The following is a 19,149-nucleotide window of genomic DNA, read 5'->3' as shown; positions in this document are numbered from 1 at the left end:
TTGACACACGGTCACAGCGGTTCAGATAGGACGGTTATGGTCTTTATCGATGGCACGTCGTTGTGGCGCCAGCAAAATCAGCGTTGCTACCGGCCACAATAATGTCGTCACCAGACTCTGAGAGAAATACAACCAGCCAGGAAAATGCGCTTCTGGTGCAATCAACAACCGGACGCCCGTCTGCAATCCTTGTACAAACAGGAACAACGGAAAGACATGCAGGCACTGAGTCACAGGATGAAACCACAATACACGCCGGTGTATTGTGATCGCAAAATACGACAACAAGGTATAGGCCAGTGCGTTTTCACCAAGATAAATCGCATCATGCACATCCATCACCAGCCCCATCGCAAAAGCGACACCGATTCCCACCTTGAGCGGCTGATGAATACTCCAGAAAACCAATACCAATGCGACAAAATCCGGCACACCAGCCATGCCACCCCAAGGTAAAAAATTCAGAAAAAAAGCGGCAATAAAACTGAACGCAATAAACAGCGAATTCACTGGCAACAAAATGTAATGGGGCTGATTCATTTTGTTGCCTCCTTTTTATCTTCAGGTTTCACTTCCTTTACCGCGTCTTTCATGTCAGCCTGCGTGACCGCCTGATGATCGACCGGTTTCACATCACTTCCCGGCGGCGCGGTGTCACGGGTTACTTTGCGATTGAATTTTTCTTTTTTCGCCCGCACATCTTCGGTGTCAGGGCGCGGCAAATTGGTCGTCGATACCTGCAAAATCAACAATTGCTTATTCTTGTCGATACCAGCAATCGGAGCACATAAAATGTTTTCCAGAGTGGTCGTCGCCTTATTTTCGACTTGCACAACATTTGCGACCGCCAGGCCGGCGGGATAAATACCATCGATACCCGAAGTCACGAGCTGATCACCCACTTTGACATCTGCATTCGAGGTCAGGCGCATATCAAGATAGGATGACTTACCGCGTCCATACGCCACGCTGCGCAAACCATTTCTGAGTATCTGCACTGGAATCGCCTGATTTTTATCCGACAACAACGTCACTTCAGCAGTGAATGGGAAAACTCTCGTGACCTGACCAACGACACCAAGATCATCGATCACTGGTTGCCCCAGCGCGACGCCATCTTTGATACCTCGGTCGACGATGACTTTTTTGGTCGAGGCATCGCGGGCATCATAAATAATTTCAGCGAGAACTGATTTCACCGGCAAACGTTCACGCGCACCCAGCAAGTTACGCAAGTGATTATTTTCCGACTGGAGCTGAGCCGTTTTCTGCAAAGAATCTGCATTGATCATTTGCTGGCGTTTCAGGCGGGAATTCTCTTTTTCGAGATCAGTTTGCGTCACAAAATAATGTGACACCTGCCGCGCAATGTCGGCAGGAATCACTGCCATCATTTGTGCCGGGTACAACACCGTTCCTAATACCTGACGGGCAAAGGTTAAAGTATTCAGGCGAGAATCAACGACCAGCAGGAAAACCGCAAAAACGGTAAAAAAAACGGCTCTGACACGTGCAGATGCACCTTGCTTAAAGAGGGGTGGCGGACTGTAATCCATACTATATCAATCGTCAGAAACCGGTTACCTATCCACAGCAGAAGCCTGGGCTATGTGCATGCGCTCAAAAAACAAAAAGCCGACATAAATGCCGACTCTGCTACCTGCAGAACTGATGCGTCCCACCGACAAGGCAATGAATTACATTCACAGACACATACATTGTGGTCCCATGCCTCGCCGGATCGTATTACTCATACTCTGATCTGCATAGGCGGGGTGACATACTCCCGCCTGATCCAGAATTTTATTCGTAAGAAAAGATGGAACCCAATTTATCCATGCGCTCCAGCGCCATGCCAGAGCCGCGCACCACGCAAGTCAACGGGTCTTCGGCAACAATCACCGGCAGGCCAGTTTCTTCCATCAGCAAACGATCAAGATCACGCAGCAAAGCACCGCCACCGGTCAGCATCATGCCTTTTTCTGCAATATCCGCACCAAGTTCGGGTGGCGTTTGTTCCAGCGCGTTTTTAACAGCAGAAACGATGTTGTTCAACGGATCAGTCAGCGCTTCCAAAATTTCATTACTGGAAATAGTGAAAGAACGCGGAATACCTTCGGACAGATTACGACCTTTAACTTCCATTTCCTTGACTTCGGAACCTGGGAAGGCAGAGCCGATCGCTTTTTTGATCGCTTCTGCAGTTTGTTCACCGATCAGCATGCCGTAGTTACGACGGATGTAGTTGACAATCGCTTCGTCGAATTTATCGCCGCCGACACGTACCGAACCTTTGTACACCATACCGCCGAGCGAGATAATACCAACTTCAGTCGTACCACCACCGATATCCACCACCATGGAACCAGTCGCTTCAGAAACCGGCAGACCGGCACCGATCGCTGCTGCCATCGGTTCTTCGATCAGAAATACCTGAGAAGCACCGGCACCCAACGCCGATTCACGGATCGCACGACGCTCAACCTGCGTAGAGCCGCAAGGAACACAGATAATGATACGCGGGGAAGGTTTGAAGAATTTGGTGTCGTGCACCATACGGATAAATTGCTTGAGCATTTGCTCAGTCACCGTAAAGTCAGCGATCACGCCATCTTTCATCGGGCGGATTGCTTCGATATTGCCAGGCACTTTGCCCAGCATCTGCTTCGCTTCTTTACCGACAGCCTGGATGGTCTTCTTACCATTCGGGCCGCCTTCCTGACGTATCGCCACTACCGAAGGCTCATCCAGCACGATGCCCTGACTACGGACATAAATTAAGGTATTTGCAGTACCGAGATCGATCGCCAGATCATTTGAAAAATAGCTACGTAAAAAACCAAACATGTATTGTCCTGTATTTAACAATTATGTGTACAGCGTCTCAAGCAGATCGCTGTTCCACTGAATTTGATCAAAATTTGACCCTGTCTGCATCAAGCTGATCCTCATATTCAAGGCCAGACCGCGGTAACTTCGGGGATTTAGCGCACCTTATAGGGCATTAACCCGCCATTCTACCTTATAATCTTCTTAAATTTACCCGATACCAACACCTAAAAATACAGTATCGGAAATTGTATTTTTTTGCATTATTTCTGACACCCTTTTGCGCCTTGCCGCGCCCTTAAATCATGTCACTGACACTTAATGATGTTACCCGCATCGCGAATCTGGCAAAGCTTGAAGTTTCCGATTCCGAAGCGAACTCCACACTTGATAAGCTGAATGGTATTTTTTTACTGGCGGAACAATTAAAAGCCGTTGATACCACTGGCGTCGCACCACTGAGCCACCCTATCGGCGCCCTGCTGCCCGAACTCGCACTGCGTCTGCGTGAGGATGTGGTTACGGAAACCAATCATCGCGACGAATACCAAAAGCCGGCACCGGCAACGCAGGACGGCCTGTATCTGGTGCCTAAGGTCATTGAATAAGCTTCACGGAAAAGATTCTATGCATACCAAAACTCTTGCCCAATTATCCGCACTGCTGCACAGCAAGCAGATTTCTGCGACTGAACTCGCACAGCACTTTCTGCGACGTATCGCGGCCAGTGATCTGAATGCATTTCTGCACGTTGATACCGCACTGACGCTGCAACAGGCTGCCGCTGCCGATGCGCGTCTTGCTAAAGGCGATGCGACAGCGCTGACAGGCATCCCCATTGCTCATAAAGATATTTTTGTCACAAAAGATCTGCGCTCGACCGCAGGCTCCCGCATGCTGGAGAACTATGTCAGTCCGTTCGATGCAACGGTCGTCACAAAACTGGCTGAAGCAGGCATGGTCACATTGGGCAAACTGAATTGCGATGAATTCGCGATGGGTTCGGCGAATGAAAATTCGTATTTCGGCGCAGTCAAAAATCCATGGGATAAAACCGCCGTTCCTGGCGGCTCGTCCGGCGGTTCTGCTGCCGCGATCGCAGCGCGGCTGACACCCGCAGCCACGGGCACGGATACCGGCGGCTCGATTCGCCAGCCCGCCGCATTTTGTGGCATCACCGGCATCAAACCCACATACAGCAGCGTTTCCCGTTACGGCATGATCGCGTTTGCCTCATCTCTCGACCAAGGTGGACCAATGGCCCAGACAGCCGAAGACTGTGGCCTGCTGCTCAATGCCATGGTCGGCTTTGACGAAAAAGATTCCACCTCGCTGGATCGCAAACCGGAAGATTTCAATCGCGACCTGAACAAATCAATTCAGGGTCTGCGCATTGGTGTGCCGAAAGAATTTTTCGGCGCGGGTCTGGCGCCGGATGTGGAACAGGCGGTACGGGCGGCGCTCTCCGAATATGAAAAACTCGGCGCGACTTTAGTGGATATTTCCCTGCCAAAAACCGAGCTTTCGATTCCTGTGTATTACGTTATCGCTCCGGCAGAAGCATCTTCCAATCTGAGTCGTTTTGATGGCGTGCGTTACGGACACCGCGCAGCTGATTACAAAGACCTCAACGATATGTACAAAAAATCGCGTACCGAAGGTTTTGGTGAAGAAGTGAAGCGTCGCATACTGGTCGGTGCCTATGTGTTATCGCATGGTTACTACGACGCCTACTACTTGCAGGCACAAAAAATCCGCCGCCTGATTGCGCAGGATTTTGCCGCAGCCTTTGAAAAATGCGATGTCATTATGGGACCGGTGGCGCCAACTGTGGCATGGGATCTGGGTTCCAAATCCGATGATCCGGTCGCTAACTATCTGGCCGATATTTTTACTTTATCGACCAGTCTGGCCGGTTTGCCCGGCATGTCCATCCCTTGCGGTTTCGGTCAGGGCGACAAAAATGCAAAACGTCCGGTCGGCTTGCAACTGATAGGCAATTACTTTGATGAAGCACGTTTATTGAATATCGCGCATCAGTATCAGCAAGTCACTGACTGGCATCAGCGCGCACCGGAATAAGCGGCATAAAAGTAATAGGCAAACATTGCTGCCGCTGGTACATCAACCAGCCCCAACGGCAGCATCCGATTGATGGATGAAGTGTGTCGCGCATTTGCTGACACCACATGCAACAACGAAACAAGGAATGATTATGCAATGGGAAGTCGTTATTGGTTTTGAGACGCACGCGCAACTCAAAACAAACTCCAAGATATTCAGTGGTTCTTCAATACAATTTGGCGCAGAACCCAATACCCAGGCCAGCCCTGTTGATCTGGCATTGCCGGGCGTGCTGCCGGTGATGAACAAAGGTGCGGTAGAAAAAGCGATCCAGTTTGGTCTGGCGGTTGGTGCGGTCGTCGCGCCGGAATCAATTTTCGCCCGCAAAAACTATTTCTATCCTGACCTGCCAAAAGGCTATCAGATCAGTCAGTTTGAGATCCCGGTCGTTCAGGGTGGCTCAGTTTCATGCGTCGTTGAAAAAGATGGGAAGTCCGAAGTCAAAGTAATCCAACTGACCCGCGCGCATCTGGAAGAAGATGCAGGCAAATCCCTGCACGAAGATTATCAGGGTATGACAGGCATTGACCTCAATCGCGCCGGTACACCTTTGCTGGAAATCGTCACTGAACCCGTGATGCGCAGTGCCGCCGAAGCGGTCGCTTACGCAAAAGCATTGCACTCGCTGGTGATGTGGCTCGATATCTGTGACGGCAATATGCAGGAAGGATCTTTCCGTTGCGATGCCAACGTTTCCGTACGTCCGGTCGGACAAAAAGAATTCGGCACACGTTGCGAAATCAAAAATCTGAACTCGTTCCGCTTTCTCGAAGAAGCGATCAACATCGAAGTCCGTCGTCAGATCGAACTGATCGAAGACGGCGGCACCGTGGTGCAGGAAACCCGTTTGTATGATCCTGACCGCAAAGAAACACGCTCTATGCGCAGCAAGGAAGACTCACAGGATTATCGCTATTTCCCCGATCCTGATTTACCACCACTGAAAATCAGCCGTGAGTGGGTCGAACAAGTGCGTGCCACCATGCCAGAGCTGCCATCAGCAATGCGTCAGCGTTTCATTGAGCAATTCGGCCTGCCTGAATACGATGCCACCATCCTGACCCAATCAAAAGGGATCGCAACTTATTTTGAAGCGATCGTACAAGCGGCAGGTGTTGCTCAGGCAAAACCGGCTGCGAACCTGATGATGGGCGATGTGGCATCCACACTCAATCGCGAAGGTGTTGAGATCAGCGCCATTCCTGTCAGCGCAGCGCAACTGGCAGTCCTGTTGCAGCGTATTGCGGACGGCACCATCTCGAACAAAATCGCTAAAGAAGTGTTTGCCGCAATGTGGCAGGCACCATCGGCAGACGTCAATCTGGCAGATCAGGTCATTGAAGCAAAAGGCCTGAAACAAATTTCCGATGTCGGTGCGCTCGAAAAAATTATCGATGAAGTGATGGCAGCGAATCAGCAATCGGTGGATGAATACCGCGCCGGTAAAGAGAAAGCGTTCAACTCGCTGGTCGGTCAGGCGATGAAGGCAACCAAGGGTAAAGGCAATCCGGCACAAGTGAATGAATTGCTGAAGAAAAAACTTGCGGGCTGATCGCACGCTCTATCCCCGTTTTATCAAGTGAGATTATTTTGAGCAATTTAAGACAAGAATTTATTGCATTTTCAGTCAAGGCCGGCGTTATCCGCTTCGGTGATTTTGTCACCAAAGCCGGACGTAATTCTCCGTATTTTTTTAATGCCGGTTTATTCAATGATGGCGCGAATCTGGGCAAACTGGCCGCATTTTATGCGGACACCCTGATTAACTCCGGCGTCGAATTTGACATGCTGTTCGGCCCCGCCTACAAAGGCATCACGCTGGCCAGTGCGACTGCCGTCGCGCTCGCAGCACGCGGCCGCAACGTGCCGTTTGCCTACAATCGCAAGGAAGCCAAAGACCACGGCGAAGGTGGCACGATTGTTGGTGCCGAACTGAAAGGAAAAGTCGTCATCATTGATGACGTGATTTCTGCGGGTACATCCGTACGTGAATCAGTGGAAATGATACGCGCAGCAGGTGCCACTCCATGCGCCGTGTTGATCGCACTTGATCGTATGGAACGCTCCGGTAAGGATGACGCCCTCTCTGCTCAATCCGCGGTGCAAGAAGTCAGCCAGGCTTACAACATGCCTGTCGTCTCTATCGGCAACCTGAATGACTTGTTTGACTATCTGTCCGCGGCAGGTGCTGACGCTCAGTTGACTCAGCACAAAGATGCTGTTGCCGTCTACCGCCAGCGTTACGGAGCCATCTGACGCTGATCTTACCGACAGACGCCATCCACAGTCACTGCAATAAAAAAGGATGCCAGACGGCATCCTTTTTTACTTATATGCTTCATTCCAGAACTTCAGATTAGCGCTTTGGTAAACCAGCTGCACGGCGCAACTCTTCCAGAAGCTCAGGATCTTCAACGAGTTTCGCACCCGGAATCGGAGGCATCACAACGTTCGAAGGCTTGTTGACCGGTGCAGGTTTGGCCGCTGTTTTTGCCCCTGCTTTTTCCTGTCCGGCTGCACTTGTCGTTGATGCTGGATTTTGCACTGGAGCAGGAACCGGCTTACTCATAATCACACCACCAAGCTCATCTGCATCAGGTTTCTTCGGCGCGTCCTTTGCCGGTGCCATCGGTGTAGTTGCGGACGACTCTGCAGGTGTCGGTGCGACCTCCTGAGACCCAGGTGCCGACATGACTTCCGTATTTGGATTTACCAGTTTTGTATCGCGCACCGGAGCAGAAAATTCTACCGCCGATTTTGTATTTTCCGGATTAGTTGAACGACGCAAGCGGTTCATATCGGCATTTGATTTCAAATCCCGCGCCCAATCACCCAGCGTCGACTGGAAAGCATTGGTGATCGATTCCGCTTCAAAATCATCGTTGATAATATAAGGCGTGATCAGAATAATTAATTCCTTCTTATTCTTATTCATGCTTTCGTTCTTAAACAAACTACCTATACCCGGTATGTCTTTCAATAAAGGTACGCCTCCATCGGAGGAATTGTTGTCGTTGGAAATTAACCCGGCCAACATCACCGTACTACCGTCACGCAGCGTCAGTTTGGTATCTACTTTGCGGGTACCAATCGTTGGAGATGTGATCGCGCCACTGGTCAGTGATTTCACATTACTGACTTCCTGCGAAATATCGAGATCGATACGGCTGCCGGAATTAATAATAGGGCGTACCTTCAAAATCATACCCGCCGTACGATACTGAACGGTATTCGTGGTTGTAGAACCAGTGAGCACACCCGGTGTCGTGGTGGTACTGGTCAAAATTGGCACTTCATCTGCTACCTGTATCGTTGCAGTCTCACCGTTTCTGGCCATCAGCTTAGGGCTGGATAAAATCTGCGCATCACTCTTACTCGCCAATGCGGTGACATCGGCCCGCATGGAATGTGCGGAATTCAAAAAACTGAATGCCAAACCACTGGAGCCCAGCTTACTGATCGGCAAAGTTCCAGAAAGCGGTGTGCCATTCTTTACACTCCAGTCAACACCAAGCGAATTACTGGTTCCGGCGGTCACTTCGGCCACCATCACGTCGATCAGTGCTGATTTGCTCGGTTTGTCAAGCTCAGCCAATAATGCCATCCACTGGCGATACTGATCAGCACCACCACCCTGAATAATCAAGCTGTTAGTCGCATTGTTGACAACAATTTTAGAGCCACCGCGATTTCCTGATGCCGCCGCGGTTGCCGCCGCAGTTGCCGCGGTTCCGGTGGCTGCGGGTACTGTGGATGAGGTAGAACCACCGATCAGTTCAGACAAGGTTTTCGCCAGTGCCTGAGCGTCAGCATATTTTACCGGGTAGGTAAAAAAGGCACCCCCGGCCTGACTCTCAGAAGGCTTATCCAGTTCTTTGGACCACTGCAAAACGTGATTTAATATCTTTTCAGACGAAGAGAAAATAATCACGCTGTTGATAGGAGGAATCGGTAATATCAGAATTGGCGAACCGGAATTGACACTGGTGCTGGCGGCATACCCCTCCGCACTGAGCACTTCCACCAGGCGCTTACTGAATTCTTCAGCGGTCCAGAAAACTGGACTGACGCGCTTGGTGCGCTGACCGCGCATAGCAGGCTGATCAAATACCTGTATGACTTCCATTGCCGCGGCCACATCGTCTGGCTGGCCACTGATCAGGATCGCATTCTTACCCAGATCGTCAGTCGCCTGAATTTTGGCGCCGAACATGGTTTTGAGCAAGCTGCTGAAATCATTGACCCGTACCGCATCAAGCTCAACATAATGAAAGACAGGGCGCAGGCTCTGCGGCGTTTCCGGACTAGCGCGACCGCGTCGTATCGCTGGCGAATAACTACTGGAAGCATTGTCCGGAACCATGCGAATCACACCACCGAAATCCTGAACAGCCACGCCGTAACTCTTGAGCAGCATGCGCGATAAACGTGATAATTCAGCGTTCGTCGTTGGCTGTGGAATATGGAAAGTCACCAGGTCGGTACGCGCCGCCACTGCCCCGTCCATAGAATAATTTGCCTTCAGCACACTGCCGTAGACTGCCTGAATGAAAGTAGGTAAAGGCATCTGATCGAATGAAACCGTCAGATCCGCTTTGCCACCAGCAGGAGCAGGCTGATCCTGTGCAGCCCGTTTTTCACCGCTGATCGTCGCCGGCATTTTCGGTGTGTCTGTCTCAGAATAGGTGCGTTTCATCTGCTGATCGCCAAGCAACGAAGCGGTATCCGTCTGAGGACTGCGCTCAAAGTCGATGCGTTTAGGAACAAGCAGTTTCGTGTCCGCGCATCCGCTCAGTGCCAGCATCAGCCCCAGTGCAGAGACGGGCAAGGCACCGTACAAAGATTTATTGCCTTGACGGCCAAAAGGAAATTTTTTCATTGCTTACGTAAATTCAATTTCATAGTTTGACCATTGAGCACAATCTTCAAATGGTCTTGAGCGATGTCGACAATTTTTGCGCCACCAGGAAGCTTATCTCCGATTCCTCTCGCCTCTGTAACTGGCTGATTTTCGAACAATAGCAATACGCTTTTTACTGATCCTACCGAGGTGATACCGACCACACGCCAGCGTGGCGGCGTCATAGGTTCTTTACGCGGTGGCAATGGCTGCTTCGCCGTGACTTCCCACATACGCTGATCCGCTAATTCCTCTTCTGCTTTTTGCGCGCTCTTCGCTGCCTGCGGTGTCGCATCCTCGTTCACAGGAACAATTGCTTTTTTTTCCGGCGGGGCAGCGGGCAAGACAAACGGGGCATCTTTCTGGGCCGTCTCATCTGCGCTGTTTTGCTGCACCATATTGGCAGTAGAAATTGAGAAAAAACCGGCAACAGCCCCCGCTATAACACCGGCCAGAATCACGCCCGCAGCAAGCAACTGCTGCCTCGATATTTTTTTGAAATTAAACTTCATATTCATGGCTCAGATACCTTTCGCAAGCGGCGCGGCATCTGTCGTGGCTGCAACTGACTGATCCGCTCCCGCATCCAGGTGCCAATAGCAGCGTATATTCACTTCCAGTTGCGTTCCGCGTACCAGCACGCGTTCTACAACTGTAAATTTCTGCTGATCTTCGAGCGTATCGAGCAAACGCCCGAAAGGCGTAGGATCAAAACGGCCGATCAGGGTCACTTTAATCATCTGTACACCCGATGGCAGGCTGCTCTTTGTCTTATCCTGAGCACTCTTAGTACCATAACTGGTCAACGCTGCGTCGGTCTTCTCACCGCCTTCTGCATCCTGCGCTGACACGGTCACGCCGACAATGCCCGCGTCTTTAGCCAGTTGCCGCACGTCACTCAATAAACGTGCTTTGGCAAAAGTCGCAGATTTTTCAGCCGGCAGATACGCAAGCCAGGCTTTCTGAATACGCTCAGCGTCCTTCAGCTTCTGATCCCAGCGACTCTCTTTTAACGCCGCCTGCTGACGCACTAACAACTGCTGCTGATTCGCCAGTTGCTTTTGGCGGGCAGCATTACTATCGAATAATTCTGCCAGACTGTAAGCGCAGAGTATGAAGATGGCAGCACCAACCAATTGCCAGAAACGTTCACCTGTTTGCATCTTATTCGCCCTTTTCCCGCTTGCCGCTGCGCGGTATTACCGAAGAATCCATCTGTTCTGTTTTTTTCTGCTCTGTTGATTTAGGTGCTGCCGGCGTCGCCATTGTTTTTGCTTGTGGCGTTTCGCTCGCAATGCTCTCCGGCTTCACGATTTTCGGCGCCATTTTGGCCGATACTTTCATCAGCCGGGCATCGCTATCCGGCAACAGACGTATATTGCTGAGCAATTTCATCGACTCCAGGTCCTGCGTCACACCGACGATATTCAGCTCTGTGTTCACCGGAACCAGCATCAGACGCACCTCGCCATCCTGATATTCAAACTCGCGCAGAGCAGCATCCTCTTTCTGCAATAATGGACGCAGGTTTTTCAGCAACTCCCTGACTTCATCGCGACTGCGCAAGGCCGCCAGTTTCGTGGTCCACTGCTGTAAGGCCATTGCCTGACTGCGGGCAGTATTGATCGGTTCGACTTTGGCAGACAAAGATTCGATCTCCTGATCGGTCGATGTCAGTTGCGAATCAATTGACCACCATTGCGCTCCGAGATAAGCACCATACGAAGCCAGTATCACCACAGCGATCACCGCCAGCACATCACCACGGAAATTTTTCAGCGCATGCCACCATTGCACGCCCAGAAGATTGCGTGCCCATGGCTCCGCCAGACGATAGACCGGATCTTTCAGACTGGATTCGGATAACTGCACATGCGCCGGCACCTGTTCCGGCCACGATGCTATCTGCGCGAGTGCGCCTGTCATTGCCGCAGAGCCCGGACGCCAAGCCTGCCACTCATCGTTGCTGACACGCTCCGGCCACCAGGCGCTGTCAACTAATAAACCCTGATGCCATAACTGTGCTTCCACACCTTGCTGACACTGAATCAGTACAGCACCGTCTTTGCGCTTAGGGAAACAGACGCTTTCCGGTGCAAACTGCATATGATTGATATCAAGGCCATGCTTCTCGCAGATCTCCCTGACCTTACGGTTTTCCCAAAACCATAAATGTACCCAGTCACCGGAACGGCAGGCATACACACCGCTGTCAGCAAAAGGAGCCAGACGATGCAAATGTAATTGGACAAAAGCTTGCGTTTTGTGAGAGGGCACGCCCTTCGCCTGCAGCGAAGTCGTCACACACCATGATCTTGGCAAAATCCAAAGCGGCTTGAACCAGGCAGTTCGCGCATTCTGCTTTGCAATAATTTCTTTTGCTTTTGGTTCAGCAATGTCAGAAAGGTAAAATCGGTTGCGTAATTGCATTCTTGTCCGTTTCAGATATTTGGTCAATTCTCGGCCATTCGGCGCGACCAGCCGGTATCATAACCGATGCCAGAGGCAATCTGCGTGGTGAAAAAATGTACCACGGCACGCCCTCTGCATTTGTTGCTATTTTTAATTCATATCTCAGAGCCCACGGCATATCCGGCGCGGTATGCGTGATCCGCAAAGTCCTAGATGGCGCCCTGCTCGTCGCGAAGCCCATAAATCCACCGGCATCATTTGCCTGCTGTATCCGGTTGATTAAAGTCGATTCATTTTTGACGCGCTCTTGTTCAACCTCGGATACCTGCTCTGCGGTAAGGCCGTACGCAGCCAGTGCACGCGGCGACGCGGTGGTCGGATTGAAAGACTTGTCACCGAATACCGTGACATCCTCGAAGCAGCCCCGTTCAGTCCAGCTTTTTTCCAGTGCTGCCCAGCCAAAGACGCGCCAGATTTCAGGCTCCGCCAGTAATGGTGCACCCCGTGGTGGTGGCATACCCGCTGCAGCATACTCAAAATCCTTCGCACCATTGACACGCTTGAGCTTGCCAGGTTCCTGATAATCTTCCAGCGCATCAATCAGTGCATCGGTATCTGCTTCCGCAGCGCCACATGCCACCAGTAAGCGCGCCAGCTTCACCCGGTCTGGCCGGTTAAAAGACAGCAAGCCTTTAATATCCTGCAACTGTATTGTACTTTTTTCAGCACCCGCATAGCCACGCCCATCCACTTGCAAATATGTTCCCGGCCAGCCAAACCCATCCTTCGTGGCACGGCTGGTGGATATCCAGAACAACGCCTCGCTGCGGCTGGACAAAAATGCCTGCTCCGCATCGGCCCGCTGCTTCAGCTTTGCCTGGCGTTCAGCCAGTATCTGATTAGACTGACTGATCATCGCTGCCAGTATCGTAAAACCTGCCAGCAGCCACAACACGGCAGCCAGCGCAAAACCTTGCTCCATCGTTGAACGTATGCGATACGCGATCATTTCGATCCTATTCCCAACAAACTCTCCAGAGCCTTCGTTCCATCGGCTTCTGTTTTCCGAATACCATCGTATACCGCCAACATCTGGACACGCTGCTCACCTGATTTTGCACGAATCACAACTGCTCTCGGCAAAGCATCCTCTGCCTTGCCCGACATCGGCGGCCAGACAGATTCGGTCGCACCCTGTATCGTCTGGTATTCCATCACCACCGGCATTTTCCAGGAAGCGACGATCAGCGGTGGTACATTTTCAGCACTGACGAACAAGTCAGTACCGCCATCCGTATTCGGTTTCAGCGTCGCCGTTGCCAGAGTCACCTGCCCCCAGTCTCTCTGAGGCATCGCCAGAGTGTAGGCTTCAAAGCCAGTATCATTACCGGAAAACGGTTTTTCGATGTTTTTAGGCAAAGTTAAATTTGCCACCAAATCCCTGAGCGCATTGAGTCTGACCCATTGCCCCTGAAAATTGCCATTGACATTTTCGGCAATTCTGACTACCTGCGCCATCTGGGAAAAAGCGCCCGACATAATGGTAACCACAAAACCCAGGATCACCAGACTGACTAATAATTCAATCAGAGTTAACCCTGCCTGCTTCTGCAAACCGGCTCGGGATGTCATTCTGAATAAACGCTCAGGGAAAATCATTTTCACAATTAAAACGGCTTTTCTGCTGCTGGTTTACGAACCTGCTTATAACCCGCCAGCCTGACCGAAAAAGTAAACCATTCACGGCCATCATGGTGAAATGCCTTAGACTGCACGTTGTACAAGGTAATCTGATACAGGCCCAGTCCATCCATAGGAGAGACAGATTCGCGCGTTTCAGATATGGGTGACGAAGTCCACTCCAGATAAAACTGATCAAATAACTGCTTACCCGAAGGCGCCGTTGCCGGATTCTGATTTGACAAGAACTGCACCGCCTGTATGCGCGCCATGGACTCGGTTTCCTGCAATTGAAACCGTGTCAGTTGTCCCATCGTCTGTCCCAGCCAGCTAAACAACACGACAGAACCTATCGTGAGAATCGTCAGCGCAGCAATCATCTCCAGCAAGCTGAAACCTTGCTGTCCGGTAGATAAATGATGACGCTGAAAACGGAGACTCTTCATGGATTAGCGTTTGACAATACTGACATCACAGGACACCGGCGCAATCATAAGTCGCAATTGGCGTTTTTGCGGCGCGGTCAGATCAACTTCGCCGCCGGCACAAACACCGCTGTGATAAAAAATAACGCTCTTGTCGCTGCTGACAGTCCAGCCCTCGGGCAGACTCAATGCAGGTTCGCCGTCATTCAACTTAGTATTCCAGCTCTGTTTATCGAGTTTCACGGTTTGCGATAATAAAGCCGCTCTCGAGGCCAGACGCTGGAACTGTATCGATACTTCCGTCAGTTGCGCCCGCTCAGAGACAGACTCAAACCAACGCTGCATGGCAGGTATAGCAACACCCGCCATCAATGCCGCCAGCGTCAGTACCGCCATCATTTCTATCAGCGTAAAACCATGTTCACGCGCCGCTGCCGGACGTAACATTCGCGCCACCGTTTGCGGAGGGAGTAATAGGCGGCGAGCGAATCGCCCGTACATACGGAATAGAGAATACAAAGGATTCAACAAAATCAGCAACAAAATAAACTGGCGCAGCGCTTCAGAGTAACGATATCGCTTATTTCGTCGCCGGTGCGGCATTCGCCCCTAAACCGATATCCGCATTCAGACCCTCGCCACCAGCTTTGCCATCAGCGCCAAACGAATAGACTGAAAATGCCTTGTTATCAACGCCAGGAGTTTTGTACTGATAAGGATTTCCCCACGGATCAACCGGCACGGAACCCTCAATATACGGGCCTTTCCACAAGGATTGCAGCGTCGGGTCCTGAGGCGCAGTCACCAGCCATTGCAGGCCCTGATCCTGCGGCGGCGTCTGCCCCACATCCAGACGCATGATATTCAGAGCGCTTTCCAACATCTTGATCTGCGTTTGTGCGGTCTGTACCTTGGAAGTATCGACCTTACCAAAAATACGCGGCCCGACAAGACCCGCCAGCAAGCCGATGATGACCATCACCACCAGCATTTCCAGCAACGTAAAACCTGCGTGTTTCTTCAGCAGCCCTGTTTGTAATTGTTGCTTGCGATACATAGCACAACCTTTCAAAGTAATCTTCGTATTAAAAAATAAAATCAATATAAGTGACTGAGTACATGACAGCGATCTGCCCCGGTCAGGGCGGACGATGCCGGCCTTTGCCTTAAATCACATTCGTCAGGCTGGTGATCGCCAGCATGACCGAAATCATAATGCCGCCCAATACCACCGACACCAGCAAAATAGTGACAGGCTCCAGCAAAATTAAAAACTGGCGCATCTGCTGCTGACTGTGCATGCGATGCATCTGCGCCAGTGAAGCAGTCGTCTTACCCAGAGCACCGGAACGTTCGCCCACCCGCACAAGATTTACACCGGTTGCATCAATAAACTGATGCAACTGCAAAGATTCCGCCAGCGTCTTACCACCTCGGACATCACTCAGAATCAATGCTGCTTTTTGCCGCCACACGTCACCGCGCAAAGCATTCTGCGCATGCGCCAGCGCCTCCAGTATCGAAACATGGTTTTGCAACAACACACTGAACATAGAACTCCAGCGCGCCATTTCCGTATGCATAATCCAGCTACCGATGACCGGCAAACCTGCTGCCCAGTTCCATAAATTTTGCTGCACTTTCTCCTGACGCAACAAAGCGAAAGCGCTACCGGCGACACCCGCCAGCAACGCACCCAGCAACAGTTTGTTTTTTGTCAGCCACATCCCCGTCGCCAGTACCCACAGCGAAACCGCAGGAATATCCGCTTTCGGATTACTCAGAATATTGGCGAACTTCGGCACCACAAAAACAAACACCAGCAACGTTGCCAAAAAACCACTAACTATCAGCACCATAGGATAAATGAGTGCATTACGTGCCTCGCGCTGGAAGTTTTGTTCTAATTCCAGCTGCTCTGCCGCAGAACGCAGAGAACCCGCCAATTTACCAGTGGATTCACCGGCGCGGCAAAGCTCGACCACATAATTAGGCAGGCGCAAATCTGCATCGACTAAGGCCTTAGAGAAAGCAATACCACCACGCAGCTGTGAATAGATTTTATTAAAGGCAAGACCCAGTGGCGAATCCTGATACCCCCTGGCAACATTTTCTACTGCGTCTGCCAGTGTCACACCTGCATCCAGTAAAGTAGCGAGTTCCTGCAGCACCACTAATATGGCATCGCGACCGGCGCGCTTGGGCTGCGCGATGCGGCTGCGGCGGGAAGCAGCGACTTCCTGCATTTCAAACACCATTAAACCGCGACGTTGCAATTGCGTCATCGCGTCAGTCTGATCTTCTACAGTCAGCACACCTTTCACCACGGCGCCTTGCGCGTCAGTAGCTTGATAACGAAATTCCGGCATAAGGGAAACTTAAAAAACTCAGCATATATATATAGCGAAAAAAACCGTTCCAGGCTGAAAAGGCATGGCGCAGCGAATGTGCACGGATTGTATAAGACAACGGAATACAACAGTAGTGAAACTCGTAACAGCGCCCCACTCAGGGTCGCCTTACAACATCCCCAATTAAAAAAAGAATGAGAAAGCAAGCCAAAATCCGGAATGAATCAAACTTAATGTCCGGAAGTGTATCCTATACACAACACACATGTGTACAAACGTAAGAAACACAGCGCAGAATCACGCCGCTACGTATTATATCGTTGTCGATCTTAGGAATATGCCTGGCGAGAGAAGAGAAAGTTATATTTTCGACATAACTGCACATGGGAACTTGCTGCAATTGAAAAAACATGTTTTAATCTTCATCGGCTAGTCATATGAGTACTCGTATGACAAGTACTTGTAGCAAACGTACGTTGTACATTTATTACGTAACAATCTAATGTCTTTTCTAGAGAGGCTATTCAAATGAAACAAAAACAATTAAGTATCCTGGCGGCTAGCCTGGTTGCTGCCTTCGCTGCTAACGTAGCTTCCGCAGGTCAAATCCAATCTTCATCTTCTGCTATCGCTCACGAAGTTATCGTCAACGATGCTCAGACTGTAGCTGCTCCTCCAGTTTCTTATCGTTTCGCTGGCGACGTTGATGCATCTTTGGTCGCTCAAACCTTCCAAGTTCAATTGGTATTGCCGGCTAGTCCAGCTACGATCAAATTTAATTCCGCTGGCACTGCAAGCGCAATTACTTTGGTAGATAACACAGGTACATTGATTCCTGCTACAAACTATACAGTTACAACTCCAGCACTGAGCACAGATGGTAAAGTGTTGTATGCAAACATTACTGTTAAAGCTGGTTCGCCTATTTACGTTACGCCAGCCGTTCGCTTTAACGATACATCAGTAGCCGGTTCTGCTGCTGCTACAGTAGCTGGTCTTCGTACTTTTGTTGGCGACGTTAAGTCATGCGAAAATGGCGTTCCTACTCTGGGCATTTCTTTCAAACACTTTGCTAATGTAACTTCGACATCCCAGGCAGATGACGTATCAAATATTAACTCTGCAAATGAACACAAACGTTTTGGTAGCACCAATGACGGCACGTTGTTCACATTCCCGACTAATATTTCTGTGAAATTAGCAGCAGCTTCTACAAACCTCGCGCGTGTAGATGCTTCTACTCAAAACACGAAATTCCGTGCAAGTGGCGCAGCAGTAGCTCCAGCAACTGACGGTTTTGTTTCAACTACAGTAGCTAACTTAGGTACTGTTACACTGTCTCAAGATGCAAATGGCTCTGACTCCGGTAGTAATGCAGTCTACTCATTGACGCCAGTTGGCACACCTGCGTCTGCAGGTATTACAACACCTGCAGCGGCTCTTGCAAATAATAACGGTGCGGTTGAAATTAAAAACTTCAACGTTGTTGTGACTGCATCTCAAGGCTTCGCTTTGAATAGTACAGTATGGCTGTCTACTACCCCAGGTGGTACTGCAGTCGGTGGTGCAACAGCAACCGTTACAGCAACAACAGGTAACAGCGTAACGCTGACGTCAACAACACTGACTGCTGCACAATTGCAAGCACCTTTGTATGTTGTTTATACAGTTCCAGGTACTACAACAATTCCATCATCTACGTTCTCAGCAACTGGTACTTTGGCAAAAGCACCTGATTCGGGCACTACATATTTGAACGAACAAAATAACTCATGCACAAGATCACTGGCTTCTTTGGTTGGCAGCGTGAAAGTTGACGTTCGTAACTATGCGACATCCAAAAATGGTGGCTGGACATCTTACATCCGTCTCATCAATCCAAGTGAAACGAATGTTGCAACTGTCTACGGTCAGTTGATCCACTCTAACGGTACTTACGGTGGCTGGGGTCAAATCGCTACATTGCAACCACGTGAAGCAAAAAATATGTCTGCTGCAGTGATCGATCCATTGTTGACGACTGCTCCAGTAGATAACGGTACTGGTTATAAAGCTGCACCTGATCTGACTATCACTGACAACGGTGGCTTGGGTGAACGTCTGCGTATCTCTGCTGAAGGCGTTAGCGCGTTGAAAGTTCAGAACTACCTGTTGAACGGTTCTAACGGCAACTTCATTGAAGCGTCTTCCGCTCAAGGCGTTGACTTTGATGTCAACTCTGATCGTGCATTGGATGCTCAATTGAACGATCAAGATGCACAACGTAACATCGCTAAGTAATTCTGGTTATTACTAACTAGTTCTACTGATGAAAAAGGGAGGCGCAAGCCTCCCTTTTTTTATGCCTGAGCACACCAGTTAATATATGCTCAAATTCACCACTTGGCTTTCTTTGTGATATGTTGTTCAATACCACGGTTTCCAATGA

18 protein-coding genes are annotated in these 19,149 nt (G+C 50.3%); 5 read left to right on the top strand and 13 right to left on the bottom strand.

Going from position 1 to position 19,149, the window contains the following annotated elements:
* Positions 1–21: 21 nt before the first annotated feature.
* The 3 genes from mreD to KDM87_RS15780 form a co-directional block, all read right to left on the bottom strand.
* Entirely contained in the window at positions 22–540 is a 519-nt protein-coding gene (gene mreD, locus KDM87_RS15790; protein WP_186897638.1) for a rod shape-determining protein MreD, read from the bottom strand.
* On the bottom strand, positions 537–1,556 hold the full coding sequence (gene mreC / locus KDM87_RS15785) for a rod shape-determining protein MreC (RefSeq protein WP_212680077.1): 1,020 nt from the start codon (positions 1,554–1,556) through the stop codon (positions 537–539). Before mreC ends, mreD begins: the two co-directional genes overlap by 4 nt.
* A 247-nt stretch (positions 1,557–1,803) precedes the next feature.
* Positions 1,804–2,847, bottom strand: coding sequence for a rod shape-determining protein (locus KDM87_RS15780; RefSeq protein WP_186884353.1), 1,044 nt, complete (start codon positions 2,845–2,847; stop codon positions 1,804–1,806).
* A 287-nt stretch (positions 2,848–3,134) separates the two neighbouring features.
* On the opposite strand from KDM87_RS15780, the gene gatC reads away from it, so the two are divergent.
* From gatC to pyrE, 4 genes are all read left to right on the top strand, one after another.
* Positions 3,135–3,437: an Asp-tRNA(Asn)/Glu-tRNA(Gln) amidotransferase subunit GatC gene (gatC, locus tag KDM87_RS15775; RefSeq protein ID WP_212680075.1), complete on the top strand. Its 303-nt coding sequence runs from the start codon at positions 3,135–3,137 to the stop codon at positions 3,435–3,437.
* 19 nt (positions 3,438–3,456) lie between these two features.
* Positions 3,457–4,911 carry an Asp-tRNA(Asn)/Glu-tRNA(Gln) amidotransferase subunit GatA gene (gatA, locus tag KDM87_RS15770; protein ID WP_212680073.1) on the top strand — a complete coding sequence of 485 codons (1,455 nt, stop codon included), beginning with the start codon at positions 3,457–3,459 and terminating at the stop codon, positions 4,909–4,911.
* A gap of 127 nt (positions 4,912–5,038) precedes the next feature.
* Positions 5,039–6,505, top strand: a complete 1,467-nt coding sequence (gatB, locus tag KDM87_RS15765) for an Asp-tRNA(Asn)/Glu-tRNA(Gln) amidotransferase subunit GatB (RefSeq protein ID WP_212680225.1) — start codon at positions 5,039–5,041, stop codon at positions 6,503–6,505.
* 38 nt (positions 6,506–6,543) lie between these two features.
* Positions 6,544–7,209: an orotate phosphoribosyltransferase gene (gene pyrE / locus KDM87_RS15760; protein ID WP_212680071.1), complete on the top strand. Its 666-nt coding sequence runs from the start codon at positions 6,544–6,546 to the stop codon at positions 7,207–7,209.
* Between the two features lie 100 nt (positions 7,210–7,309).
* On the opposite strand, the gene KDM87_RS15755 is transcribed toward pyrE, so the two are convergent.
* The 10 genes from KDM87_RS15755 to KDM87_RS15710 form a co-directional block, all read right to left on the bottom strand.
* A complete protein-coding gene (locus tag KDM87_RS15755) occupies positions 7,310–9,832 on the bottom strand; it encodes a secretin N-terminal domain-containing protein (protein WP_212680069.1) in 2,523 nt (840 codons plus the stop codon).
* Entirely contained in the window at positions 9,829–10,371 is a 543-nt protein-coding gene (locus tag KDM87_RS15750) for a hypothetical protein (protein ID WP_212680067.1), read from the bottom strand. Before KDM87_RS15750 ends, KDM87_RS15755 begins: the two co-directional genes overlap by 4 nt.
* Before the next feature lie 3 nt (positions 10,372–10,374).
* Positions 10,375–11,016 (bottom strand): hypothetical protein, encoded by a 642-nt coding sequence (locus tag KDM87_RS15745; RefSeq protein WP_212680065.1) that lies wholly within the window; start codon positions 11,014–11,016, stop codon positions 10,375–10,377.
* Between the two features lies 1 nt (position 11,017).
* On the bottom strand, positions 11,018–12,130 hold the full coding sequence (locus KDM87_RS15740) for a hypothetical protein (RefSeq protein WP_212680063.1): 1,113 nt from the start codon (positions 12,128–12,130) through the stop codon (positions 11,018–11,020).
* Between the two features lie 121 nt (positions 12,131–12,251).
* Positions 12,252–13,274: a hypothetical protein gene (locus tag KDM87_RS15735; protein ID WP_212680061.1), complete on the bottom strand. Its 1,023-nt coding sequence runs from the start codon at positions 13,272–13,274 to the stop codon at positions 12,252–12,254.
* Positions 13,271–13,897, bottom strand: coding sequence for a type II secretion system protein (locus KDM87_RS15730; protein WP_212680060.1), 627 nt, complete (start codon positions 13,895–13,897; stop codon positions 13,271–13,273). Before KDM87_RS15730 ends, KDM87_RS15735 begins: the two co-directional genes overlap by 4 nt.
* Positions 13,898–13,932: 35 nt before the next feature.
* Entirely contained in the window at positions 13,933–14,391 is a 459-nt protein-coding gene (locus tag KDM87_RS15725; RefSeq protein WP_212680057.1) for a PulJ/GspJ family protein, read from the bottom strand.
* 3 nt (positions 14,392–14,394) lie between these two features.
* On the bottom strand, positions 14,395–14,817 hold the full coding sequence (locus tag KDM87_RS15720; RefSeq protein ID WP_212680055.1) for a pilus assembly FimT family protein: 423 nt from the start codon (positions 14,815–14,817) through the stop codon (positions 14,395–14,397).
* 133 nt (positions 14,818–14,950) lie between these two features.
* Positions 14,951–15,427 carry a type II secretion system major pseudopilin GspG gene (gene gspG / locus KDM87_RS15715; RefSeq protein WP_212680053.1) on the bottom strand — a complete coding sequence of 159 codons (477 nt, stop codon included), beginning with the start codon at positions 15,425–15,427 and terminating at the stop codon, positions 14,951–14,953.
* A 109-nt stretch (positions 15,428–15,536) separates the two neighbouring features.
* Positions 15,537–16,739 (bottom strand): type II secretion system F family protein, encoded by a 1,203-nt coding sequence (locus KDM87_RS15710; RefSeq protein WP_212680051.1) that lies wholly within the window; start codon positions 16,737–16,739, stop codon positions 15,537–15,539.
* A gap of 510 nt (positions 16,740–17,249) precedes the next feature.
* Here KDM87_RS15710 and KDM87_RS15705 point away from each other — a divergent pair.
* Positions 17,250–19,001, top strand: a complete 1,752-nt coding sequence (locus KDM87_RS15705; protein WP_212680049.1) for a hypothetical protein — start codon at positions 17,250–17,252, stop codon at positions 18,999–19,001.
* The last annotated feature ends 148 nt before the right edge of the window (positions 19,002–19,149 follow it).

The organism is Cognatundibacterium rivi, from assembly GCF_018139565.1.
In the GTDB taxonomy this organism is placed as follows: domain Bacteria; phylum Pseudomonadota; class Gammaproteobacteria; order Burkholderiales; family Burkholderiaceae_D; genus Undibacterium; species Undibacterium rivi.
This window is presented reverse-complemented; position numbering and strand designations above follow the sequence as displayed.